The organism is Variovorax sp. 10N412 (genome assembly GCF_056394985.1).
In genome coordinates this window covers 216,755-239,017 of record NZ_JBFTIO010000008.1, presented here as the reverse complement: position 1 = coordinate 239,017, position 22,263 = coordinate 216,755, and the positions used below count along the sequence as shown (strand labels likewise).

25 protein-coding genes are annotated in these 22,263 nt (G+C 68.7%); 12 read left to right on the top strand and 13 right to left on the bottom strand.

Annotation, left to right across the window (positions count from 1 at the left end; all coding sequences use genetic code 11):
• Positions 1 to 4: 4 nt before the first annotated feature.
• From AC1DJH_RS20520 to AC1DJH_RS20510, 3 genes are all read right to left on the bottom strand, one after another.
• Positions 5 to 517: a hypothetical protein gene (locus AC1DJH_RS20520; RefSeq protein ID WP_435486274.1), complete on the bottom strand. Its 513-nt coding sequence runs from the start codon at positions 515 to 517 to the stop codon at positions 5 to 7.
• Positions 518 to 633: 116 nt separating this feature from the next.
• On the bottom strand, positions 634 to 1,374 hold the full coding sequence (locus AC1DJH_RS20515) for an RNA pseudouridine synthase (protein WP_478186955.1): 741 nt from the start codon (positions 1,372 to 1,374) through the stop codon (positions 634 to 636).
• Positions 1,374 to 3,056: an MBL fold metallo-hydrolase gene (locus AC1DJH_RS20510; protein WP_478186954.1), complete on the bottom strand. Its 1,683-nt coding sequence runs from the start codon at positions 3,054 to 3,056 to the stop codon at positions 1,374 to 1,376. Before AC1DJH_RS20510 ends, AC1DJH_RS20515 begins: the two co-directional genes overlap by 1 nt.
• Before the next feature lie 140 nt (positions 3,057 to 3,196).
• On the opposite strand from AC1DJH_RS20510, the gene AC1DJH_RS20505 reads away from it, so the two are divergent.
• Positions 3,197 to 4,234 (top strand): Bug family tripartite tricarboxylate transporter substrate binding protein, encoded by a 1,038-nt coding sequence (locus AC1DJH_RS20505; RefSeq protein WP_478186953.1) that lies wholly within the window; start codon positions 3,197 to 3,199, stop codon positions 4,232 to 4,234.
• Positions 4,235 to 4,280: 46 nt separating this feature from the next.
• On the opposite strand, the gene AC1DJH_RS20500 is transcribed toward AC1DJH_RS20505, so the two are convergent.
• From AC1DJH_RS20500 to AC1DJH_RS20490, 3 genes are all read right to left on the bottom strand, one after another.
• Complete coding sequence (locus AC1DJH_RS20500) at positions 4,281 to 5,111, bottom strand: TorF family putative porin (protein ID WP_478186952.1); 831 nt, start codon at positions 5,109 to 5,111, stop codon at positions 4,281 to 4,283.
• Between the two features lie 50 nt (positions 5,112 to 5,161).
• The gene (locus AC1DJH_RS20495) at positions 5,162 to 6,109 is read right to left on the bottom strand and encodes a DMT family transporter (RefSeq protein WP_478186951.1); all 948 of its coding nucleotides are present in this window, start codon (positions 6,107 to 6,109) and stop codon (positions 5,162 to 5,164) included.
• A 139-nt stretch (positions 6,110 to 6,248) separates the two neighbouring features.
• The gene (locus AC1DJH_RS20490) at positions 6,249 to 7,019 is read right to left on the bottom strand and encodes a GntR family transcriptional regulator (RefSeq protein WP_478186950.1); all 771 of its coding nucleotides are present in this window, start codon (positions 7,017 to 7,019) and stop codon (positions 6,249 to 6,251) included.
• A 168-nt stretch (positions 7,020 to 7,187) separates the two neighbouring features.
• Between AC1DJH_RS20490 and AC1DJH_RS20485 the strand changes: the two genes are divergently transcribed.
• The 8 genes from AC1DJH_RS20485 to AC1DJH_RS20450 all read left to right on the top strand — a co-directional run bounded on the left by AC1DJH_RS20485 (position 7,188) and on the right by AC1DJH_RS20450 (position 14,639).
• Positions 7,188 to 7,397 (top strand): DUF3311 domain-containing protein, encoded by a 210-nt coding sequence (locus AC1DJH_RS20485; RefSeq protein WP_435438020.1) that lies wholly within the window; start codon positions 7,188 to 7,190, stop codon positions 7,395 to 7,397.
• The gene (locus tag AC1DJH_RS20480; RefSeq protein WP_478186949.1) at positions 7,394 to 8,869 is read left to right on the top strand and encodes a sodium:solute symporter family protein; all 1,476 of its coding nucleotides are present in this window, start codon (positions 7,394 to 7,396) and stop codon (positions 8,867 to 8,869) included. The genes AC1DJH_RS20485 and AC1DJH_RS20480 overlap by 4 nt, the downstream gene beginning before the upstream one ends.
• A 34-nt stretch (positions 8,870 to 8,903) precedes the next feature.
• A complete protein-coding gene (locus AC1DJH_RS20475; RefSeq protein WP_478186948.1) occupies positions 8,904 to 10,106 on the top strand; it encodes an amidohydrolase family protein in 1,203 nt (400 codons plus the stop codon).
• A 26-nt stretch (positions 10,107 to 10,132) separates the two neighbouring features.
• The gene (locus AC1DJH_RS20470) at positions 10,133 to 11,374 is read left to right on the top strand and encodes a cyanate transporter (RefSeq protein WP_478186947.1); all 1,242 of its coding nucleotides are present in this window, start codon (positions 10,133 to 10,135) and stop codon (positions 11,372 to 11,374) included.
• 5 nt (positions 11,375 to 11,379) lie between these two features.
• Positions 11,380 to 11,883 (top strand): nucleoside deaminase, encoded by a 504-nt coding sequence (locus AC1DJH_RS20465; RefSeq protein ID WP_478186946.1) that lies wholly within the window; start codon positions 11,380 to 11,382, stop codon positions 11,881 to 11,883.
• Between the two features lie 58 nt (positions 11,884 to 11,941).
• Positions 11,942 to 13,201: an alpha/beta hydrolase family protein gene (locus AC1DJH_RS20460; protein WP_478186945.1), complete on the top strand. Its 1,260-nt coding sequence runs from the start codon at positions 11,942 to 11,944 to the stop codon at positions 13,199 to 13,201.
• A 119-nt stretch (positions 13,202 to 13,320) separates the two neighbouring features.
• Complete coding sequence (locus AC1DJH_RS20455) at positions 13,321 to 13,578, top strand: hypothetical protein (protein WP_116910600.1); 258 nt, start codon at positions 13,321 to 13,323, stop codon at positions 13,576 to 13,578.
• 152 nt (positions 13,579 to 13,730) lie between these two features.
• Positions 13,731 to 14,639 carry an amidohydrolase family protein gene (locus tag AC1DJH_RS20450; protein ID WP_478186944.1) on the top strand — a complete coding sequence of 303 codons (909 nt, stop codon included), beginning with the start codon at positions 13,731 to 13,733 and terminating at the stop codon, positions 14,637 to 14,639.
• Between the two features lie 11 nt (positions 14,640 to 14,650).
• Here the strand turns inward: AC1DJH_RS20450 and AC1DJH_RS20445 are convergent, their stop codons facing one another.
• The 3 genes from AC1DJH_RS20445 to AC1DJH_RS20435 form a co-directional block, all read right to left on the bottom strand.
• A complete protein-coding gene (locus tag AC1DJH_RS20445) occupies positions 14,651 to 14,875 on the bottom strand; it encodes a tautomerase family protein (protein WP_478186943.1) in 225 nt (74 codons plus the stop codon).
• A 23-nt stretch (positions 14,876 to 14,898) separates the two neighbouring features.
• Positions 14,899 to 15,648: an SDR family NAD(P)-dependent oxidoreductase gene (locus AC1DJH_RS20440; RefSeq protein ID WP_435486261.1), complete on the bottom strand. Its 750-nt coding sequence runs from the start codon at positions 15,646 to 15,648 to the stop codon at positions 14,899 to 14,901.
• Positions 15,649 to 15,772: 124 nt separating this feature from the next.
• On the bottom strand, positions 15,773 to 16,753 hold the full coding sequence (locus AC1DJH_RS20435; protein ID WP_478186942.1) for a LysR family transcriptional regulator: 981 nt from the start codon (positions 16,751 to 16,753) through the stop codon (positions 15,773 to 15,775).
• Between the two features lie 100 nt (positions 16,754 to 16,853).
• On the opposite strand from AC1DJH_RS20435, the gene AC1DJH_RS20430 reads away from it, so the two are divergent.
• Together AC1DJH_RS20430 and AC1DJH_RS20425 are read left to right on the top strand one after the other, a co-directional pair.
• The gene (locus AC1DJH_RS20430; RefSeq protein WP_478186941.1) at positions 16,854 to 18,104 is read left to right on the top strand and encodes a YbfB/YjiJ family MFS transporter; all 1,251 of its coding nucleotides are present in this window, start codon (positions 16,854 to 16,856) and stop codon (positions 18,102 to 18,104) included.
• A gap of 28 nt (positions 18,105 to 18,132) precedes the next feature.
• Positions 18,133 to 18,510 carry a hypothetical protein gene (locus tag AC1DJH_RS20425; protein ID WP_478186940.1) on the top strand — a complete coding sequence of 126 codons (378 nt, stop codon included), beginning with the start codon at positions 18,133 to 18,135 and terminating at the stop codon, positions 18,508 to 18,510.
• 16 nt (positions 18,511 to 18,526) lie between these two features.
• Here AC1DJH_RS20425 and AC1DJH_RS20420 read toward each other — a convergent pair whose 3' ends face one another.
• Complete coding sequence (locus AC1DJH_RS20420) at positions 18,527 to 19,309, bottom strand: hypothetical protein (protein ID WP_478186939.1); 783 nt, start codon at positions 19,307 to 19,309, stop codon at positions 18,527 to 18,529.
• Positions 19,310 to 19,338: 29 nt separating this feature from the next.
• On the opposite strand from AC1DJH_RS20420, the gene AC1DJH_RS20415 reads away from it, so the two are divergent.
• Positions 19,339 to 19,725 (top strand): hypothetical protein, encoded by a 387-nt coding sequence (locus AC1DJH_RS20415; protein ID WP_478186938.1) that lies wholly within the window; start codon positions 19,339 to 19,341, stop codon positions 19,723 to 19,725.
• A gap of 40 nt (positions 19,726 to 19,765) precedes the next feature.
• On the opposite strand, the gene AC1DJH_RS20410 is transcribed toward AC1DJH_RS20415, so the two are convergent.
• From AC1DJH_RS20410 to AC1DJH_RS20400, 3 genes are read right to left on the bottom strand one after another with little or no spacing between them, the layout of a single operon-like run.
• Positions 19,766 to 20,104 carry a MoaF-related domain-containing protein gene (locus tag AC1DJH_RS20410; RefSeq protein ID WP_478186937.1) on the bottom strand — a complete coding sequence of 113 codons (339 nt, stop codon included), beginning with the start codon at positions 20,102 to 20,104 and terminating at the stop codon, positions 19,766 to 19,768.
• 11 nt (positions 20,105 to 20,115) lie between these two features.
• Positions 20,116 to 20,937, bottom strand: coding sequence for a 2,5-didehydrogluconate reductase DkgB (gene dkgB, locus AC1DJH_RS20405; protein WP_478186936.1), 822 nt, complete (start codon positions 20,935 to 20,937; stop codon positions 20,116 to 20,118).
• Between the two features lie 54 nt (positions 20,938 to 20,991).
• Positions 20,992 to 22,194 (bottom strand): MFS transporter, encoded by a 1,203-nt coding sequence (locus AC1DJH_RS20400; RefSeq protein WP_478186935.1) that lies wholly within the window; start codon positions 22,192 to 22,194, stop codon positions 20,992 to 20,994.
• Positions 22,195 to 22,263 lie beyond the last annotated feature (69 nt).

The following is a 22,263-nucleotide window of genomic DNA, read 5'->3' as shown; positions in this document are numbered from 1 at the left end:
ACTCTCAGCGCGTGAAGAGCCAGCCGCCCTTCGGCTGGCGCGTCAGTTCGTGCCGCTTCACGGCGCGTTCCTCGCCGTCGTCGCCCACGTAGACCACCTCGAAGCGCAGCAGCTTCGGCGTCACCATCTTCCAGTTCTGGATGCGCTGCACCGTCACGCAGGCGGTCTTGTCGTGGTACTGCATCTCCGACATCGGCCCGCCCTGGAAGCCCGTGCCGTCGAACAGCCGCCCGGGCGCCGCGAAGGGGCTGAGCACCGCGCCGTTGCGTGCGGTGATGCAGCCCTCGGTGCGCACGAACGACTCGATGGTCGGCGATGCGCTGCGCAGCACCTTGTCGACCGCGGGGCTCGGCGGCTTGCCGCCGAGGGCCTCGCGGATGCGCTCCACCTGCGCCTCGGTGATGGGCGCCAGGCCGTCCCGGGTGACCACGGGCGGGGGCGGCGTGGACGGTGCGGGCGGCGGGGTGGGCTCGAAGAGCGGAAAGAACGAGCAGCCCGTTACCAGGGCCAGGGGCATGGAGCAGGCGAGGGCAGCGCGTAGATGCATCGTTGTTGTCGTCCCTTGTCAGAAGAATTCGAAAAAGCCCACGAGCACGAGGGGCCCGAAAGCGCCCCGAACGAGCCCGAAGAGTTTCAGAAGCGCTCGTCGGGCGCCAGGTAGCGCCACTGGCCGGGCTGCAGCCCCGCGAGCGGCACGCGTCCGATGCGGATGCGCCGCATCGCCAGGATGCGCAGCTCCACGTTGTCGCAGATGTGCGCAATCTGCCCCGGCTGCGCGCCCTTCAGCGCAAAGCGCAGGCCGGTCTGTTCGTCGCTCTGGCGGCCGATGCTCACGCGGGCGGGCGAGCGCTCCAGCCGCGCCAGTGTCTCGGGGCTCACCTGGCCTGCCACGTCCACCATCACCTCGTGTTCGAGGATGCCCGCGTCTTCCTGCAGCTTGCGTTCGATGCGGAACTCCTGCGTGTACGCCACCAGGCCGCTGGCGCCGGTTTCCAGCGGCGTCATGCAGCGCTGCCCCTTGGTGTGCACCGCCAGGAATCGCTGGCCGGCGCGTTCGGGTTCGTGGTGGTTCGCGGCCACCAGCAGGCGGTGTGCGTTGTCGGTCGGCATGCCTGCAGGCTTGTACAGCAGCAATGTGACAGGCACGATGGGCTCGGGCTTCGCACCCGCGGCAATCTCGACCTGCTGGTGCGCCAGCACGCGCGACTGGGGCAGCATCTGCTGCATGCCGTCCACGCGCACCGCGCCGTTCTCGATCAGCAGTTCGGCTTCGCGGCGCGACACGCCGGCCAACGCGGCCACGCGCTTGGCCAGGCGGATGCCTTCGTCGGCGCCGTCGTTCCGGGGGGAGTTGTTGTGGTCGTTCTTGTTCATCAAGTTGCAGTCAGTTGCCGGATGCGCGCCACATGCGCAGCCAGCGAGCGGGCGGCCACCGGCCACATGCGCTCGGGCACATCGTCGTAGGCGATGGGCAGCCATTGTTCGGGCGTGCCGTCGGGCAGCTTGCGCATGGCCGCGGCAATCTTGGCTTCGCGCTTCAGGCGGTGCGCCTTCAGCATGCCGATGGCGGTGCGCGCGGCGCCGATCACGTAGCCGTGCGCGGGCAAGATGAATTCGACGTGCCCCGCCTCGCAGGCCGCATCGAGCGTGTCCAGCGAATCGAGGTAGGCCGTCATGTCGCCGTCGGGCGGGTCGACCACCGTGGTGCTGCCGTTGAGGATGTGGTCGCCGGAGAACAGCAGGCCGTCTTCCTCGAGCACCAGGCACAGGTGGTTGGCCGCGTGGCCGGGGGTGTGGATTACGCGCAGGGTGTGGGTCGGCGGGTTGCCTTCCGTCGCGGTGCCCGACAGCACCAGCCGCTCGCCGTCCCGCAGTTCGCGCTCGGCGACGAAGCGCGCGGACGAGCGCGCGGTCGGCGCGGACGACAGGCCCAGGATCGGCGGCTTCGTGTCCTTGCACAGCGCCTGCAGCGGCGCCGCGCCCGGCGAGTGGTCGGCATGCGAATGCGTGCACACGATCATGCGCACGTCGCCGTGCGTGGCGCGCCACAGCCGGCCGATGTGGTCGAAGTCGTTCGGGCCCGGGTCGATCACGATGTAGCCCGTGGCCGCATCGCCCACGATGTAGGTGTTGGTGCCCGGCCCGGTCATGGCGCTGGGGTTGGGCGCGGTGAGGCGCATCACGTTCTTCAGCAGCGGCACCGGCTGCTCGCTCTGCCAGTCGAGCGTGTGCAGCATCTGGCCGTCGGGGCACACCAGCGCGAGCTCGCCGAAGGGCTGCTCGTGCTCCATGTAGCGCACGTCCTGGCCTTTCAGCAGGCCGCCGCGCGGGCAGCTGGTCCACAGCGGCCTCTCGCCTGCGCCGCCGGCGCCGCCGGGCGCGCAGGCCGCGAGCACCGAATCGACCGTGGTGTACGCCGCCATGCGCTGCAGCGTGCGCACGGTCGGGAAGATCATGAAGAAGGTGCCTGCCGCATGGCGCGCGAGCGCGTCGGCCGGGCGCACCCAGCAGGGCTCGAACTGTTCGCTTTCGTCGGCCGAGGGCACCTGGCCTTCGGGCATGCGCGCGACCAGGAAGGGCACGTCGAAGCGCTTGGGCAGGTCGCGGTCGGTGATCCAGTGCGCGAAGATGAACACCTGGTCCGAATCGAGCACCAGGCCGCGTGCCGCGCACTGGTCGGCGAAGGCGGTGCCCGCGGTGTCGTTGCGGTCCATCGCGGCGATGTCGTCGGCGCTCACGGGGCGGCCGTCGGCATGGTGCGCGAGCAGCACGCCCAGCTCTTCGAAGGCCTCGCGAATGGCCGCGATGGCCTGCGTGCGCTGCACGCGGCTTTGCGTGGAGCGGCGCGTGGCGATGCGCTTGGCGGCTTCGTCGGCCGCGTCGATGTGGCCACCGGGAAATACATAGGCGCCGGGTGCGAAGCTGGCAGTGGCCGAGCGGCGCGTCATGAGCACTTCGAAGCCGGCGTCGGTGTCGCGCAGCAGCAGCACGGTGGCGGCTGCGCGCACCGTCGCGGGCTCGCGATGGGGGTGTAGTTGTTGGGTGGGGCGGACCATGGGCAGATTATGGGGAGCGGGCGCGGCAGGTGCTTGAAACGGCAGGCCGCGTGCATAAGCTCATGGGGAAACGGGCATGAGCCGCGCTCCACAATTCGCTCTTTCGCGATTTGCACCGCCTGCTCCGAAGAAAGACTGACATGGCCTATTCTCGTTCCTCTGCTTTTGCCCACTGGACCCATTGGGCCCGTTGCGCAGGTCTTGCCCGCCGCGCCGTGCTGCTTGCCGCGGCATCGCTCGCTGTTCCGGCGGCTTTCGCCCAGCAAGACTGGCCCCAGCAACCCGTCACGCTGATCATGGGCTTCCCGGCCGGCTCGGGCGTCGACGTGGTGGCCCGCGCCATTCAGGAGCCGCTGTCGAAGCAGCTGGGCCGCCCGGTCATCATCGACTACAAGTCGGGCGCTGCCGGCAACATCGCCAGCGACTACGTGGCCCATGCCAAGCCCGACGGCTACACGCTCGCGTTCGGCACCGCCGCCACGCATGGCAGCAACGCCGCGCTGTACAAGAAGCTGCCCTTCGACGTGGAGGCCGACTTCATCGCGGTGGCGCCGGTGCTCGACGTGTCGAACGTGCTCACCATCAATCCGGACGTGGTCAACGTCAAGACCTTGAAGGAATTCGTCGAGCTGGTCAAGGCCAACCCGGGCAAGTACAACTATGCGTCTACAGGCAATGGCGCGGGCACGCACATGGCGTTTGCCGAGTTCAATTCGCGCCTGGGGCTGAGCATGGTGCACGTGCCCTACAAGGGCGGCCCGGAGGCCATCACCTCGGTGGTGCGCGGCGAGACCTGCTGCATCATGAACCAGGTGCAGACGGTGCTGCCGCACTACAAGGCCGGCAAGGTGCGCCTGCTGGGCGTGACCACCGCCGCGGCGGTGCCGGCCGTGAAAGAGGTGCCCACCATCGCTTCCAGCGGCCTGCCGGGCACCAAGGGCTTCGACAGCTCGATCTGGTTCGGCATCTTCGCGCCCAAGGGCACCGACCCGCAGATCGTCGACAAGCTCAACGCGGCGGTGAAGGCGGTGCTGGAAACCCCCGAGATCCGCGAGCGCTTCGAGAGCCAGGGCAACACGGTGCGCATCGAGACGCCGGCACAGTTCAAGAAGACCGTGCACGACAACCGGGTGAAGTGGGCTGAAGTCGCCAAGGCGGCGAACATCAGCATCGATTGATTTCTGGCGCCGTTGTTCGGCGCCGGTGCACGGGCCGTCGCCAGGGCTACAGCGTCTTCGTCAGCGTCAGGATGAAGCGCGCCTTGTTGGGCGAGTAGGTCTGGCGGCCGAAAGCGCCGAACCCCAGGTCCACACCGGGGTTGCTCACCGCAAGATAAGCGCTCTGCTTGTTTGCACCTTGCACCGACCCGGCCAGAGACAGGCCATTGCCGAAGTCGTACGACGCGCCCACGTTGTAGTCCACATAGCTCTTGTAGCCCAGGCTGCGGATGTCGCTCGACATGTTCGTGTAGCCGACCGCCGCCTTCAGCGTGACCTTGGGAAGAATCTCCTTGCTGTACGCCAGGTTCAGGTAACCGGTGTTGGTGCCCTTCAGGCCCGAGCCCGCCTTGTTGCCGGCGTAGCCGAAGTAGTCCTTCGACACCGTGTGCGAGTACTTCAGCGTGAACGAGCCGATGGCCTCGTCGGTGTAGCCCGCGCTGCCGTACAGCTCCGTGGTGTTGCCCGACGAGTTGCCCGGGTAGATGTAGGTGAGCGCGCCCACGTCCATGTCGAACGGGCCGGCCTTGAACTTGTAGCCGCCGTAGATGTCGCTCTCCAGGCTGTTGCCCTTGAGCCAGTTGACGCTCGAATTCCAGTTGCCCACGTAGAAGCCGCTGTCGCCGAAGGCGTAGTCGAAGCCACCCTGTATGGCGGGCTTGAAGGCGCCGGTCTTCGCGTAGTCGTTCTTGCCCAGCATGTCCTGGTCCTGGCCGCGGAACTTGTAGTTGGTGGTGAGCGCCACGTTGCCCGTGAGCTGCGCGTTCGCGAGCATCGGCAGGGCGGCGAGGGTGGGGAGAACGAGCACCGGCAAGGCGATGCGAAGGAGGTGTTTCATCGAAAGAATTCGCTAACGGATGGAGGAGCCGGCAGCGTAGGAGCGAGCGTCTAAAAGCCGCGTAAAAATCGAAGGCTTCGGCGCAAAAGTTTTGCCTCGGGCATCGTCATCGCGATGACGCCGGCCACCACGCACGCCAGCCCGGCCCACGCCGTGGCCGCCAGCGTCTCGCCCAGGAACACCACGCCGATCATCACGCCGATGGGCACGCGCAGATAAGCCTGCGCAGCGGTGGACATCGGCCCCAGCGTCTTGATGAGCCGGAAGTAGATCGTGAAGGCCAGCGCCGTCGACAGCACCGCGAGCGCCAGCACCGCCAGCATCGATTCGGCCGAAGGAGACAGCGTCCAGGGCCTGTCGACCAGCAGGCTCGCGGGCAGCAGCATCGCCGCCCCGCTCAGCAGCGAGCCGGCCGCCGGCACCATCGGGTCCAGCCCCTTGAACACGCGGCCGAACATCGCGGCGCAGCCGTAGCAGACGGCGGCCACCACCAGCCCAAGTTGCGCGAGCAGCGAATGCCCGAGGCCGTTCAGCGCCTCGAAGCCCACGATCAGGCAGATGCCCGCCAGCCCCGCGCCCACGCCGAACAACCGGCGCAGCGTGGGCTTCTCCGAGCCGCCCACGCCCAGCCCCAGCAGGAAGATGAAGATCGGCGAGGTCGAGTTGAGGATGGTCGCCAGCCCCGCGTCCACGCTGCGTTCGGCCCACGCGATCAGCGTGAACGGCAGCACGCTGTTCAGGCAGGCCTGCAGCACGAAGCGCCGCCATGTGGCAGCGTCCTTGGGCAGGCGCACGCCGCGCATGCGCAGCACCGCGAGCAGCAGCAGGCCTGCGACAAGGGTGCGTGCCGCGATCAGCGTGACCGGTGGAATCGTCGCCACGCCGATCTTGATGAAGGTGTACGAAGCGCCCCAGCAGGTCGCGAGCACCGCGAGCAGCGCCCATTCGAAGGCGGGGGCGTGGGGTTTGCCTGAAGCGGCGGGAGCGGTGGTGTGCATGGTGCGCCGATCTTCGCGAGACCGGCCTGCCGACACTTCGCCGCAGAGCGAAACGTGCAGGCTCTGCCTGCCTTCGCAGATGCAGGCTTTGCCGGCCTTCGAAGATGCAGGCTTCGCCTGCGTGCGAAACCTGAACGCCTCAGTGGCTGTGATCGTGCCCGTGGCTGCGTGCCGGCGCACTGCCGTTCAACAGCGCGGCCAGGTCCACCTCGTGCTCGGCCGCCGCGCCGGCAATCACGCGCTGCTCCAGTTCGTCGAGGTGTTCCAGCGCCATCGCGAGGGCCTTGTCCAGCGACTTGCCGGTGAGCGCCTCGATGATCTGTTCATGCTCGCGCGGCGCGCAGCTCGCGGCCTCGGCCGAGTCGTACAGCGCCTTGTACAGCTCGGTGTTCGAAATCAGCCGCTGGATGTACGACAGCAGCTCGTCGCTGCCCGCCATCTGCGCCAGCAGCAGGTGGAAGTCGCCCGCCAGGCGAATCGAGTCTTCGCGCCGCCCTTCCTTGAACGCCTTCTGCTCCGCCTGCACGTGCTTGCGCAGCGCGGCCACCTGCTCGCGCGCGAGCTGCCCGAACAGCGTGGTGATGAGCCCGGCCTCCACGATGCGCCGCGCGCGGTAGATGCCGCGCATGTCCGCTATCGACGGGTTGGGCACGAAGGCGCCGCGGTTGTGCTCCAGCACCAGCCGCTTTTCAGACCCCAGCCGCGCCAGCGCCTTGCGCACCGCGCCGCGCGTGCAGCCCAGCGCCTCGGCCAGGGCGCGCTCGCGCAGCGGCGTGCCGGGGCGCAGCTTGCCGCTGAGCAGGGCCTTGGAGACGGCGGCGTAGACGCGCTCGTCCACGTTCGCGTCGTCGGTGTCCGAGGGCTGCGGCGGTTCGGTGGGGGCGGGTGATTTGCGTGCGGTGGAAGGCATAGGCGTGGCGATTATTGCCCGCGCCCTGTCGCCTCCGGGAAATCCCCCGGATTGACGCGGGCGGCCCCGCTCCGTACCATTCGCCCGGTTTGGTTAACCAAACTAAATAAGTATGGTCAACCAAAAACGAATTCAACTCTCAACCAAACCTGGAATCGAGGCTCCCCGATGAAATCCGTCAAATGGCTGGCCGCGCTGCCCGTCGTCGCTTTTTTCAGCGGCGGGTGGCTCTCATCCGTCGCGCCCACCTTCGTGCTCGGCATGCCCTTCCTGATGGTGTGGAACGTCAGCTGGCTGGTGCTGACCTCGCTGATCATGGTGGTCATCGACCGCGCCGAAGGCGACATCGACGCACCCGCAGCGGGAGGCACGCAATGAACGCCGCGCTGGCAGTGATTGCGCTGTTCGTCGTCGGCGCGCTGGGCCTCGCGGTGCTCGCGCGGCGCGGGCGCACCATGAGCCTGGAGCAATGGGCGCTCGGCGGGCGCGGGCTGGGCGCCATCATGGTGTTCCTGCTGATGGCGGGCGAGTCGTTCTCCACCTTCACCTTCCTGGGCGCGAGCGGCTGGTCGTACAGCAAGGGCACGCCGGCCTTCTACATCCTGGCCTACGGCGGGCTGGCCTACCTCATGGCCTTCTGGATGCTGCCGGCCGTGTGGCGCTACGCCACCACGCACAAGCTGGTGTCGTTCTCGGACTTCTTCGCGCACAAGTACAACAGCCGCCCGCTCGGCGTGCTGGTGTCGGTGGTGGCGCTCATGGGCATGGTGGCGCTGCTGACCATCCAGCTGCGCGGCCTGGGCATCATCGTGTCGGAAGCCTCGTACGGCACCATCGCGCCGCAGGTGGCCATCTGGATCGGCACCGTGGTCATGGTGAGCTACATCCTGTTCTCGGGCATCCACGGCTCGGCCAGCATCGCCATCGTGAAGGACGTGCTCATCCTGGCGCTCGCGGTGTTCCTGGCCATCTACCTGCCTTGGCACTACTACGGCGGCGTCACGCCCATGTTCACGGCCATCCATGCCGCCAACCCGAGCTTCTTCGAGTTCCCCAAGGAGGGCCTGAACCTCACCTGGTACAACTCGACCGTGCTGCTCACGGCGCTGGGCTACTACCTGTACCCGTTCAACCTCACCTCGGTGTACGCGGCCAAGAGCGCGAGCGCGGTGCGCCGCAACACCATCCTGATGCCGCTGTACCAGGTGGTCATCGCCTTCCTGTTCCTGGTGGGCTTCGCGGCCATCCTGCAGGTGCCGGGCCTGAAGGGCTCCGAGGTCGACCTGGCCCTGTTCGGCCTGGTGAAGCACACCTTCGACCCCTGGTTCGTCGGCGTCATCGGCGGCACGGGCGTGCTCACGGCGCTGGTGCCGGGCTCGATGATCTTGCTGACCGCATCGACCGTGATCGGCAAGAACGTCTACAAGGAAGGCTTCGCCCACCACGCGACCGACAAGCAGGTGTCGCGCGTGGCACGCGGCGTGCTGCCGGTGTTCGCGCTGGTGGCGGTGTACTTCGTGCTGCGCGGCGGCACCACCATCGTGGCCGTGGCCATCTTCGCGTCCAGCCTGCTCACGCAGCTGTTGCCCTCGCTGCTGTTCAGCCTCATGAAGAGGCCCTTCGGCAACAAGCACGCGGCCTTCGCGGGCATCCTGGCGGGCGGCGCGGTGCTGGGTTTCATGATGACGACGGGCTCGAACCTGGGTACGCTGTTCCCCGCGGCGCCGGTGGTGTTCAAGTCGCTCAACACCGGGCTGGTGGCACTGGCGACCAATGCGCTGGTGTTCGTGATCGTCGCGCTGTTCACGGCGCGCATCGTGCCGCGCACCGTTTCCGCACAACCGGCCTGATCCGCCGCTCGATGTCCTTGAAAGAACACAACCCATGTCCTCGCTCCTGATCCGCAACGTGCGCCCCATGGGCGGTGCCGCCACCGACGTGCGCGTGCAAGACGGCCACATCGCCGAGCTGGGCGCGGGGCTGGCCGCACCTGCCGGCGCCACCGTCGAAGACGGGCAGGGCGCCTTGCTGCTGCCCGGCCTGGTCGAAGGCCACACCCACCTCGACAAGACCCTGTGGGGCATGGACTGGTACCGCAACGAGGTCGGCACCCACCTCACCGACAAGATCGACAACGAGCGCGCCTTCCGCCACGCCAGCGGCCACGACGCCGCCGTGCAGTCGCTGGTGCTGGCCAAGGCCTTTCTCGCGCTGGGCACCACGCGGCTGCGCACGCACGTCGACGTCGACACGCAGGCCGGCCTGCGCCACCTCGAAGGCACGCTGCGCACGCGCGAGGCGCTGCGCGAGGTGCAGCAGATCCAGGTCGTCGCGTTCCCGCAGTCGGGCCTGCTGGGCCGGCCCGGCACGGCCGAGCTGCTCGATGCGTCGCTCGCCATGGGCGCCGACGTGCTCGGCGGCCTCGACCCCTGCGCCATCGACGGCGACCCGGTGAAGTCGCTCGACGTGCTGTTCGGCATCGCCCACAAGCACCAGCGCCCGCTGGACATCCACCTGCACGAGCCCGGTGCCATGGGCGCGTTTTCGCTCGACCTGATCCTGCAGCGCACCGAGGCGCTGGGCATGCAGGGCCGGGTGGCGATCAGCCACGGCTTCTGCCTGGGCGACGTGAGCGAGCGCGAGCGCGAAGCGTTGCTCGCGCGCATGGCGAAGCTGGGCGTGGTGCTCGTCACCAGCGCGCCGCCTTCGCGCAGCGTGCCGCCGCTCATGGCCTGCCGCCAAGCCGGCGTGACCGTGCTCGGCGGCAACGACGGCATCCGCGACACCTGGTCGCCGTACGGCAACCCCGACATGCTCGAGCGCGCCATGATCATCGGCCTGCGCTACAACCTGCGCCGCGACGACGAGCTCGAAGTGGCGCTGGACACCGTCACGCATGCCGGCGCGCGCGGCTGCGGCTTCGAGGCCTACGGGCTGGTGCCCGGCAACCGCGCCGACCTGGTGCTGCTCGACGCGCAGACCGTCGCGCAGGCCGTGGTGTCGCGCCCCGTGCGCCGGCTGGTGGTGTCGGGCGGGCGCATCGTGGCGCGCAACGGTGTGCTGCAGGCGGACGTGGCCGCCTTGTGAGCGCCAGAAGCAGCCGTGATGGCGGCATGGCCTTCGCCGTCGTCATCGTGCTGGTGGCGCTGAACCTGCGCGCCTTTCTCACGTCGAGCAGCCCGCTGCTGGCGGCCATCCGGCAGGCCACGGGCATCGGCTTTCATGCGGTGGCCCTGCTCACGGTGCTGCCGATGTTCGCGATGGGCGCCATGTCGTTGGTCGGCGCGGCCGTGGGCCAGCGCATCGGTGCGCGGGCCGGCGTTGCGGCCGGCCTGGCCGCCATCGCTGCCGCCTGCGCGAGCCGCTATGCGGCGGGCGGCGCAGCGGCCTTGCTGTGGAGCGCGGCGCTCGCGGGCGCGGGCGTCGGCCTCGTCCAGGCGCTGATGCCCGGCGTGGTCAAGCAGGCCTACCCGGCGCGCATCGGCGTGATGACGGGCCTGTACTCCGCCGCCATCATGGGCGGCGGCGGGCTCGGCGCCTTGGCCAGCCCGTGGGTGGCGCACGCGTTCGGCGGCACTCAGCCCGACTGGCACGCGGGCCTGGCCATCTGGGCCCTGCTCGCGACCTTCGCGCTGCTGTACTGGCTGAACATGCGGCGCATGCAGTTCACCGCCGACGCACCGCGACAGAACCTCTCGTGGCTGCGCTGCTTCGGCAATCGCCGCGCATGGCTGCTGGCCGTGTGCTTCGGCCTCATCAACGGCGGCTACACCAGCCTGGTCGCGTGGCTGCCGCACTTCTATGCCCAGCAGGGCTGGAGCGCGCAGCAGGGCGGCTCGGTGCTCGCGCTGATGACGCTCGCGCAGGTGGTGGCCGCGCTGGCCATGCCGGCCATCGCGCGCAGCCGGGGGCGCGACATGCGGCCCTGGCTGGTGCTTACGCTGCTCGCGCAGCTCGCGGGCTTTGCCGCGCTCACGTTCGAGGTGCCCGTGCCTGCGCCGGCCATCGCCGTCGTGCTGGGCTTCGGCCTGGGCGGTGCCTTTGCGCTGTGCATGGTGCTGGCGCTCGACCACCTGGGCGACCCTGCGCAGGCCGGCGCGCTCGCGGGCTTCATGCAGGGCGTGGGCTTCATGATTGCGGCGCTCGCGCCCTTCGTCACCGGCTGGGTGCGCGAGCACACGGGCGGCTTCACGCTCGCATGGGCGTACCTGGCGGTGGTGGTCGTGGTGCTGCTGCCGCTCATGCTGTGCTTCGACCCGCGCCGCTATGCCGCGGCCATGGCCGGGCTCTTCGCACCGCAGGCGCCCCATGCATTGCAACCGATCAACGCGCTCGACAGCGCAGGAAAGGCCTGACCCCCATGTACCACCAGCCATTCATGCAGCGCGCGCTCGCCCTCTCGGCCATGGCGTTGACGCAGCCCGGCACCGAGCCCTTCGGCGCTGTCGTCGTCAAGGACGGCGCCATCGTCGGCGAGGGCTTCAACCACTCCGTCGCGCACGCCGACCCCACCTCGCACGGCGAGATCGAAGCCATTCGCGACGCCTGCCGCAAGCTGGGCACGGTCAGCCTCGCGGGCTGCGAGCTGTACACCTCGTGCGAGCCCTGCGCCATGTGCGTGGCGGCCATGCACATCGCGGGCATCGGCAAGCTGTACTACGCGGCGTCGCTCGCGCAGTCGGGCGAGGCGTTCGAGGGCGTGAGCGTGGCGGCGCGCCATCCGATCGATGTCGAGGTGCTGCGCATCGAGGCGGGTGCCGCGCTCGAAAGCCGCAGCTTGCCTGCCGAGCAGAAGCTGGCCGCCGAAGCCGTGCAGATTCTTTCGGACTGGGCGGCCACGCGCCGCGCTCGCCCGGCAGGCTGACCCGGCGGCTGCGGCCTCGCGTGTGATTCAATCGCCCGGAAAACTTCGGGAGATCCTGGTGAAGCGATTGTTTCTGGCTGCGTTCCTGCTCGGCGTCTGCATGGCCGCATCGGCCCAGACGGCCTGGCCCAGCTACATCGGCGATCTTCCGCGCGCCGTGTCCGAAAGTGCCGTGGCGGCCGAGTTGCCGCCGCAGGTGGCCGCTCTGGCCGAGGACACCACCGCGCCGGCCGAGGTCGCGCAGTGGAGCGGCATCTGGCGCGGCTGGGCCTGTCGCGGCGCGGGTTGCGACGTCAAGATCGCCATTCGCGACCTCTCCGCCACGGGCGCGACGGTCACCTATGTGGCTGCGAGCCCGCTGCAGACGGTGGTCGACGAAGCCCCCGGCCGCTTCGAGAAAGACGAACTCCACGTCCGGCTGAAGACGGGCGCCAAGCTCGTGCTGCGCCTGCGCAAGGACGGCGACATGGAAATGGGCGTGTGGCGGCCGGAGTCGCAGCTGCTGTCCGTGGGCGTGCTGTCGCGGCGCCCGCCTGCCTATGTGCGCCGCGTCGAATGGCTGGACACCCCGTTCACCGAGAACGGCAAGCCCGTGCGCCTCGAAATGATCGTGCACCGGCCCGAAGGCGACGGACCCTTTCCCACCCTGGTCATGAACCACGGATCGACCGGCATGGGCAATCGCCCCGAATGGTTCGGGTTGACGTGGGTCAGCCCCGAGGTGAGCGCGTTCTTCGTCGCGCGGGGCTGGCAGGTCGTCTATCCGCAGCGCCGCGGCCGGGGCCACTCGGAAGGGCTGTACGACGAGGGCTTCGAAGCAGACCGCTCGCGCTATTCATGCCAGGCCGCGCTGTCGCTGCCCGGTTTCGACCGCGCGCTGGCAGACATGCAGGTGGCCATGGCGCACGTCCGGCAGCGCAGCGATGTGGACGCCCGGCGCGTCGTCATCGGCGGCGTGTCGCGCGGCGGGATTCTCGCGACGGCCTATGCAGGGCTGCATCCGCAAGAGGTGGTGGGGGCGATCAACTTCGTCGGCGGCTGGATCGGCGCCGGGTGCCCGGACGCAGTCAAGGTGAACGGCGAACTGTTCAAGCGCGGCGCCGCTTTCCCCGGGACTACGCTCTGGCTCTATGGAGAGGCAGACCCGTACTACCCCATCGCGCACAGCCGGGGCAACTTCAATGCATTCCAGTCGGCCGGCGGGCAAGGGACGTTCGAGGTGTTGGTGCCGCCGAAGGGGCTGGACGGCCACGGCACCTACACCGTGCAGCGGCTTTGGGGCGGGTTTGTCGATGCGTACCTGGGGTCGATCCGCTGAGGGACTCGGAGCCCTTTGTCGGGCTTGTCCGCCACGCCATGCGCGGCCACGGCTGACACGGCGGCGCTGAAGCCGGTGCAACCATCGAGGCTGATTTCAACAACCGGAGGACCCGCTCAATGAACAAAGCCCTGATCGCCATCGCCACGTCGCTCACCCTGCTTGCAGCCGGCACCGCCAGCGCACAGATCGGCAAGGCCGCCTCCGAAGCAACCGACGCCGCCCAGCACAAGATCGACGAGAAGCAGGCCGACAGCAAGGCCAAGAAGAGCGGCCCTGTCGGCAAGGCCGTGAACAACGTCAAGTCGGGTTATCACAAGAACCGCTCGAAGGCCTCGGCCGACAAGGCCAAGCAGTCGCTGAAGAACGCCGGCTGAGCTTCGGCCTCTTCCTGACCGGACCTGAAAGGCATGCTGCCTCGCGCAGCATGCCTTTTGCCGTTGCGCCTCAGGGTTTCGATGTGAATGGGTATGGCGATGGCCTGCACGCAGGCTCGGGATAATCCCGCTTCCTACATATCGAGGACACCATGAGCGCCCCTGCGACCCTCGCCACCTTGCTGCTGGCCGCCTCCTCGTTCTTGGCGTCGCAGGCATTTGCGCAAGCACCTGCAGCGCGCAACAGCTATGCCGGCCCGCTGTTCGACACCCACCTGCACTACAACCAGGAAGCCTGGGACGGCAACACCGGCCCGTACCCACCCGCTGAAGCCTTGTCGCGCATGCAGCGCAACCACGTGAAGGCCATCGTCGCCAACTCGCGCCCCAACGCGGGCACGCAGACCCTGGCCGCGTCGAAGGAGGCACGCGCCGCCGGCGTGGCCGTGGTGCCCTTCGTGCGCCTGTACCGCAACCGCGACGACTACAGCAACTGGTTCCGCGACGACACCATCTACGACATGGTGCAGGCCGAGCTCGCGCGCGGCACCCCGAGCGGGCCGTACCGCGGCCTGGGCGAGTTCCACCTGTACGACAGCGCCAATGCCAACGGCCCCGTAGCCAAGAAACTCGTCGCGCTGGCCGAGCGCCAGAAGCTCGCGGTGCTCGCGCACGTCGACGACGAGGCGATCGACCTGCTGATGGCCAACGCGCCGTCGAAGGGCCGCAACCTGCGCCTCATCTGGGCCCACACCGGCATCGGCGGCGCGCCCATCGAGCGTGTGCAGGCGCTGCTGGAGCGCTACCCGCTGCTGATGGGCGAGCTGTCTTACCGCCCCGGGCTCACCTGCGACGGCGGCACGCTGTGCCCCGAATGGCGCGCGCTCATCCTCAAGTACCCCGAGCGCTTTCTGGTCGGCTCCGACACCTGGGTCAACCAGCGCTGGAGCGCCTACGACGAGATCATGCGCGGCTACCGCGTGTGGCTGGGCGACCTGCCGCCCGACGTGGCGCAGCGCATTGCCTGGGGCAATGCGGCTGCGCTGTTCGACTTGCGCTGAACCGGGGGCTGCTACCGCTCGGCGTTGCGGTTCGCGCTTTCCCGCGCGCGAACCACGGTCGTCGTTTCCCCGGCATAGCCCCAGTTGTCGGTGTCGATCTCGTCGATCACCACGTGCGTGAGTTCGGGCTTCTTGCCCAGCACGCGCTGCAGCGTGTCGGTGATCTCCGCGATCACGGTGGCCTTCTGCTCGCGCGTGACACCGTCGCGCGTGATGCGTACGTTGACGTAGGGCATGGTGGTCTCCTTGCGCTCGGGGTTCAGAAGTTGCCGGCGGCCGCGGCGCCGTCGACCGCCAGCACCGCGCCGCTGGTGAAGCCCGCGTTCACCAGGTAGAGCACCGCATCGGCAATTTCGTCGACCGTGCCCAGGCGGCCGGTGGGCTGCAGCGTCTTCAGGAACGCATGCGATTCGGCCGGGTGCATCGGGCTGTCGATGATGCCGGGCGCCACCGCGTTCACGCGCACCCCGTGCGGCGCCAGTTCGAGCGCCAGCGCACGCGTGGCGGCGTTCAGCCCGCCCTTGAGCAGCACCGCCATGAAGGCCGGCACATTGCTGCGCGGCTGCAGCGCGATCGACGCCGTGATGTTCACGATGGCGCCCGAGCCGCGCGCCACCATCTGCCGCGCCGCCGCTTGCGACGCGAAGATGGTGCCCTTCACGTTGATGGCGATCTGTTCTTCGATCTCTTCGGGCGTGAAGTCGATGAAGGGCTTGGGCAGGAACACGCCCGCGTTGTTGACCAGCGCATCGACGGCGCCGAAGCGCGCCACGGCATGGTCGACCAGCGCCTGCGCGGTGCGCGGGTCGGCAATGTCGCCGGCCACGCCGGCAAAGCGGTCGCCGGCGTTCAGCTGGCGCGCGGCCTCCTGCAGCCGCGCGTCGCTGCGCGCATTGCCGACCACGTTCCAGCCGTCGGCGAGCAGGCGGCGGGCGATGGCGAAGCCGATGCCGCTGCTGGCGCCGGTGACGACGGCGGTCTGGCCGCCCTTGGGGTTCTGTGCAGTCATGATGAGTTTCCTTCCGGTTAGCGGGCCGCGACATGCGGCGCCGTCGTGGAAGGAAGTGTGGATTCAGCCGTTCAAAGAGTGAATGCCCGACGTTCGGCGAACAATCTTCCGTGCAGCGAGCGAATCAGCCGCGCCGCGGCTTGGAAACCGTCTTGGCCCTGGCCTTCGGCACAGCCTTGGCCTTGGGCGCACAAGCCTCGCTCCACGCCGCGAAGCCCGCGCGCAGCTTGGGCAACGCAAAGTCGACGAAGGCCCGCACCTTGGGCACCGACAGCCGCCCGTGCGGCGACACCAAGTGCACCGGCAGCGGCGGCGCCTCGTCGCTGGCCAGGATGATGCGCAGCCGACCTTCCGCCACCTCGTCGGCCACGTGGTACGAGAACGAGCGCAGCACGCCGCGCCCTTCGGCCGCCGAGGCCACCGCCGCGCGCAGGCTGTTGACCACGAAGCGCGGCGTGAACTGCACCGTGCGCGGCATGGTGGAGCCCGCTTGCGGCGTGAAGCTCCACGAGTCGATGCCGAAGTGCGTCATGGCCACCACCTGGTGCTGCGCCAGGTCTGCCGGCTGTTCGATGCGCGGGTGCCGCGCCAGGTAACGCGGCGACGCCGTCACCACGCGGCGCACCTCGCCCACCGGCAGCGCCACCAGCGTGGAGTCGGCCAGGTGCGCGATGCGCAGCGCCACGTCGATGCCCTCGTCGATCAGGTTGGCCGGCCGGTCGAGCAGGTGCAGGCGCACCGACACCGTGGGGTGCGCGTTCATGAACTCGTCGAGGATGGGCCGCAGCAGCGCCTCGCCGACCGCCACCGCCGCCGTTACCGTCAGCCGGCCGCGCGGCGCCGAGCGTTCGCCTGCGGCGGCGATGTCGGCCTCTTCCAGGTCGGTAAGGATGCGCCGGCACGCCACCGCATAGCGCTCGCCCGCGTCGCTCAGGCGAATGGAGCGCGTCGTGCGGTGCAGCAGCTCGGCGCCCACGTGCGTTTCAAGGAACGCGATGGCGCGGCTCACGGCCGCGGGCGACTTGCCCAGTTTGCGGCCCGCGCCGGCCAGGCTGCCTTCGGCCAGCGCTGCGACGAAGACCTTCATGGCGTCGATGCGGTCCACGATTCTTCCTTGTTCCGAAATACTGAATGCCCAAGCATAGGGATTCACTCGCAGCGCGGCAATCCATAGCATCGAAGCATCGATTCACTGGAGAGCTTCCATGGCCGCAGGCCCGCGCATTGCCGCCGCCGATACGGTGACTGTTCCGCACCAGCTGCATCGCGCCGCACCGCCGTGGCGCGCCATCCTCGCGGGCTTTTGCGCCACGCTGGTCGGGCTGGGGCTGGCGCGCTTCGGCTACACGCCCTTGCTGCCGGCCATCATCGAAGCGCGCTGGTTCAGCGCCTCGGCCGCCACCTACCTCGGCGCGGCCAACCTCGTGGGCTACCTGCTGGGCGCGCTGCTCGGCGGGCCCATGTCGGCGCGCTGGCCGGTGCGCACCGTGCTGCGCGCCATGATGCTGGCCACGGCCGCCTCGCTGCTCGCCTGCGCATGGCCCATCGACTTTGCATGGTTCTTCGGCTGGCGCGTGGTCTCGGGCATTGCCGGCGGCGCGCTGATGGTGCTGGCCGCGCCCACCGTGCTCGCGCACGTCATGCCGCAGCAGCGCGGGCTGGCCAGCGGCATGGTGTTCGCGGGCATCGGCCTGGGCATTGCGGCCTCGGGCACGCTGGTGCCCTTGCTGCTGCGCCAGGGCCTTTCGGCGACGTGGCTCGGGCTGGCCGTGCTTGCGCTGCTGCTCACGGTGGTTGCGTGGCACGGCTGGCCTGCGTCGGAGGCGGCGCCTGTGGCCCATGCCGCGCGTGCGGCACATGTGCATGCGTCGCGCCCGCCCGTCGCCAAGGGCGCGCTGCGCACGCTGACGATCTCCTACGCGCTGAACGCGGTGGGCCTCGTGCCGCACATGATCTTTCTGGTCGACTTCGTCGCGCGTGGGCTGGGGCAGGGGCTGGCGGTCGGTGCGCAGTACTGGGTGGTGTTCGGGCTGGGCGCCATCGTTGGCCCGGTGCTCAGCGGCTACCTGGCAGACCGCGTCGGCTTCGGCGCCGCGCTGCGCATCGCCTTCGGCGTGCAGGCGGTGGCGCTCGCGCTGCCTGCGCTGGGGCTCATCGGCCACGGCGGGCTCATCGTTTCCAGCGCGGTGGTCGGCGCCTTCACGCCGGGCATCGTGCCGCTGGTTCTGGGCCGCGTGCAGGAACTGCTGGCGCACCATCCGTCGCTGCAGAAGGCGGCATGGAGCCGCGCGACCACCGGCTTTGCCGTGCTGCAGGCCAGCGCGGCCTACGGCATGTCGTGGCTGCTCGGGCATTCGGGTGGTAACCATGCGTTGCTCTTCTCACTGGGCGCAGGCGCCCTCGTGTTGGCACTGCTTACAGACCTTGTTGCCGGCAGGCTGCACCGCGTGCGGTGAATCAGCCTGCCGCACGTAGACTGCGGCGATGGAACGCACAGGGGAAGCACAACGCAGCCTGCAGCCCGTGGTGGAGCTTCGGGAAGAGGGGGCGTTTTACGCCTACTCCGTGCGCGCGCCCCGCTACAAGGGGGTAGTACCGCCCAGCTCGTACGAGGACTGCGGCTTTGCCACCCTCGCCGAGTGCCTGAGCGACGTGGCCAACGCCCTCGGCGGCGACTTCAAACGCATCTACGTGCGGCTGCACGGCCACTGCGTCGGCGAGCGCGACATTGCCGAGCTTCGCCAGTCGCCGGAACTGGTCGCGGCCGCGCTGAGCGCCGCATGCGATCCGCTGAACCTGCGCCCGCTGCCCGGTACAGAAGCCGCTCCCCGAGAGATGGAAGGCCAGATCGCCGCGGGGTAGGCCCCGCGCGAAATGGTCACTCCACGTAACGCAGCCAAAGGTGCGTTCGGCCTTCGATGGCCTGGGTGAACGCATCGGCCAGTGCCTGCCGGTGTTCGTCGTCCGCGTTGTAGAGCGCGCACAGGTCCGCCGCAATGGCCTTGGCTGCCGCCGCATCTGGCGGCGCCGCACGCAGATAGCCCAGATACGACGCACCCACGCCGATCAGCTCATAGCCGTGCGCGCTGTGCAGATGGCGCGCCACCGCAAAGTTCAGCGCCGGGCTCAGGTCGCAGGTGAAGTAGCCGTTCGGAAAGGCCGCGAGCGCTTCATGCGGTTGCGAGACTGGCACCACCAGCGCCGACACCGGCTGGTCGAGCAGCGACAGTGGATCGTTCTGGTAGCCGATCCATTCCTGCAGCCCTTCGTCGTCCAGCGTGAGCCCGTGCGCGCAGGCGTCGTCGAACGAGAACGTGGCCGTGTGCTTGCGAAAGTTGTGCAGGCAGATGAAGAACTCCGCCTTCGTGCTCAGGTAGCCCAGGTACTGGCCGTCTTCGAAGCACTCCGCGGGCAGGCCCGAAATGTCGAGGCCGGCGACGTCCTCCAGCGCCATGTTCATGCGCGCATGCCCGGAGGTGTAGCGCGCCTGGCCGAAGTCATCGAGTGAAAAAAGCGGCGTGCAGCCGGGGTGGTCGGCGGCAATCTGCCGGCGGGCCACGGCCAGCTCGTCAAGGCTGGCGATGTCGCTCAACCGGTACTCGTCGCACAGGCCCTGCGAGGGGTTCGCGTTGGCGCTGTTGCCGCAAAACTTGATGTCCATCGAGGTGTTCCGCAGGAGGGGGGCCGGCGATGGTCGCACAGCCCCGGGGCGTGGCTGCGCCCGGCCCCAGACATGCGCAACTGTCCTACTCCAGCATTGCACTTTTGGCAGTTTTCTCGTTTTCGCGCGATGCAGAAAACGGAACCATGTCTACCTATGAATCAGTGCTGCAGGAGACGGGCCGCTTCGAAGTCGTCGATGCGCGCGACAAGACAGCCACCGTGCTCGAGTACACGGAGTGCCTGTACCGCGTGAGCATTTCAAAGCGGTACCCGGCGATCAGAGGCGCTACCAGCTACAGGCTGCTCGACGGCACGCCGCTGCGCCGATCGAAGAAGGGCTTCTTCGACACGCTCGACGGCATGAAGCGCTTCTTTGTCGTGCAAGGGGTCGAGACGCCGGAAGCGGCGTGCTGACTCCCGCGCCTTTCAGCCAGCGCTTGCAGCGTCGTGTTCATCACGGCGCCTTCACTTCGCGCAAGGTGCCGGCCATGCGAACGAAGTCGTGCCCAGCCGTCGTGTAGTACGAGCGCGATTGCCCGGCCTCGAAGTCGTCGACGTGCACGACCGTGCCCTTGTCGGCCTCTTGCCACGAGAGCGCGTAGAGCCCGGGGGCGAGCTGCTCGCTCTGGTAGCGCACCTCGGCGGTCGCGCCGGTGAAGGGGCCGGCCGTGACCTCGTAGCGCATCGTCTGGCCGTCGGCCGCGTAGATGTTCAGCGCGGTCATCGTGTCGCCGTAGCGCACTTCGAACGTACGGCCCGCGAAAGGCAAGGCGCTTGCCATGTCTTTGCTCATGGCGTTGCCGTTCAGTCCCACGCCGGCGACAGGCCGGCCGGGTCGGTGAGGCGCTCATTGCGGTCGAGTGCGGCCATTTGCGCCATGTCTGCGTCCGTCAGCTTCAGCTGCTGCGCCTTCAGGTTGCCTTCGAGGTTCGCGCGCTTCGTGGACGACGGAATCACCGCGTAGCCCAGCTGCATCGCCCACGCCAGCACCACCTGCGCGGCGGTGGCGCCGTGCGCCTTGGCAATGGCCTCGACCACTGGGTCGCTCAGCACCTTGCCGTACGCCAGCGTCATGTAAGAGGTGATCCGAATGCCCTGGCTCGCAGCGAAGGCCGCCACCTTGCGGTTCTGCAGGTAGGGGTGCAGCTCGATCTGGTTGGTCGCGACGTTCTGCGCGCCCACGGCGGCAATGGCTTCCTTCATCAGCGCGATGTTGAAGTTCGACACGCCGATGTGCTTCGTGAGCCCCTGCGCCTTGGCCTCGGTCAGCGCGCCCATGAACTCGGCCACCGGCACCGCGTTGCCGGGCGAGGGCCAGTGAATCAGCGTCAGGTCCACATGGTCGGTGCGCAGCTTGGCCAGGCTGTCTTTCAGGCTGGGCACCAGCTTGGCGGCGGCGTAGTTGTCGGTCCAGATCTTGGTGGTGATGAACAGGTCTTTGCGGGCCACGCCGCTTTCGGCGATGGCCTGGCCGACTTCGGCTTCGTTGCCGTAGATCTGCGCCGTGTCGATCACGCGGTAGCCCACGGCGAGGCCGTTCTTCACCGAGTCGATGACCACCTGGCCCTTCAGGCGGAAGGTACCGAGGCCGAAGGCCGGGATGGTGTTGCTGTTGTTCGTGTTCATGTGTTGTCCTTGTGCGTTGAAAAAAAAGATGAGGAAAAAAAGCAGAGAGGCGGCTCAGTGCCCGACCGGCATCGGCCCCGACGCCCGCACCGGAATGCCGGCCCGGCGGTCGAGCGCGCCGCTCCAGTAGGTGAGGCCCAGCGACACCAGCACCACCAGCGCGCCGATCCAGGGTGTGTGCATCAGGCCCAGGTGCGTCACGATGAGGCCGCCGGCCCAGGCTGCGAGGGCAATGCCCAGGTTGAAGGCCGCGATGTTCAGGCCCGAGGCCACGTCCACCGCCTGCGGCGTGAAGCGTTCGGCCTGCTTCACCACGTACACCTGCAGGCCCGGCACGTTGCCGAAGGCCACCGCGCCCCACATCAGCACCGCCACCAGCGCCAGCCACTTGTGCGGCGCCGCGAAGTTGAAGACCAGCAGCACGGCGGCCAGCAGCGCGAAGATGATCTTCAGCGCCGGCACCGGCCCCAGCCGGTCGGCCAGCTTGCCGCCCCAGATGTTGCCCACCGCCACCGACACACCGTACACCAGCATCACCCAGCCCACCGCCCCGGCGCTGAAGCCCGACACGTCCGTGAGGATGGGCGCCAAGAAGGTGAACGGAATGAAGGAGCCGCCGTAGCCGATGGCCGTCTTGGCATACACCAGCAGCAGGCGCGGCTCGGCCAGCACCTTGGCTTGCTGCGCCAGCGAGGCCGGCGGCGTGTGGCGGATGTTGGAGGGCACAAAGATCCAGCTGCCGATGAACGCGACCACGCCCAGCGCCGACACGGCCAGGAAGGTCTCGCGCCAGCCGAAGTGCTGCCCGATGAAGGTGCCCAGCGGCACGCCCGTGACCAGCGCCACCGTGAGGCCGGTGAACATCACCGCGATGGCGCTCGCGGCCTTTTCCTTGGGCACGAGGCCGGTGGCGATGGTCGAGCCGATGGAGAAGAACACGCCGTGCGCCAGGCCCGTGAGCACGCGGGCGGCCACCAGCGATTCATAGCTGGGCGCCTTCCACGCCAGCAGGTTGCCGACCGTGAACAGCGCCATCAGCCCGAGCAGCAGCGCCTTGCGCGGCAGCTTGCCCGTGAGGGCGGTGAGCACCGGCGCGCCAATGGCGACGCCCAGCGCGTAGAGGCTGACCAGCAGGCCGGCGGAGGGAAGGCCGATGCCGAGGTCGGCAGCGACGGTGGGGATGAGGCCAACGATGACGAACTCGGTCGTTCCGATGGCGAAGGCGCTGAGGGTCAGCGCTAGTAGGGCGATTGGCATGGGGCACTCCTTCTTGGGTGAGGAGGAGTGTCTTGCGGATACCTTTGCGGATTAAGGCCTGTGCGCAGA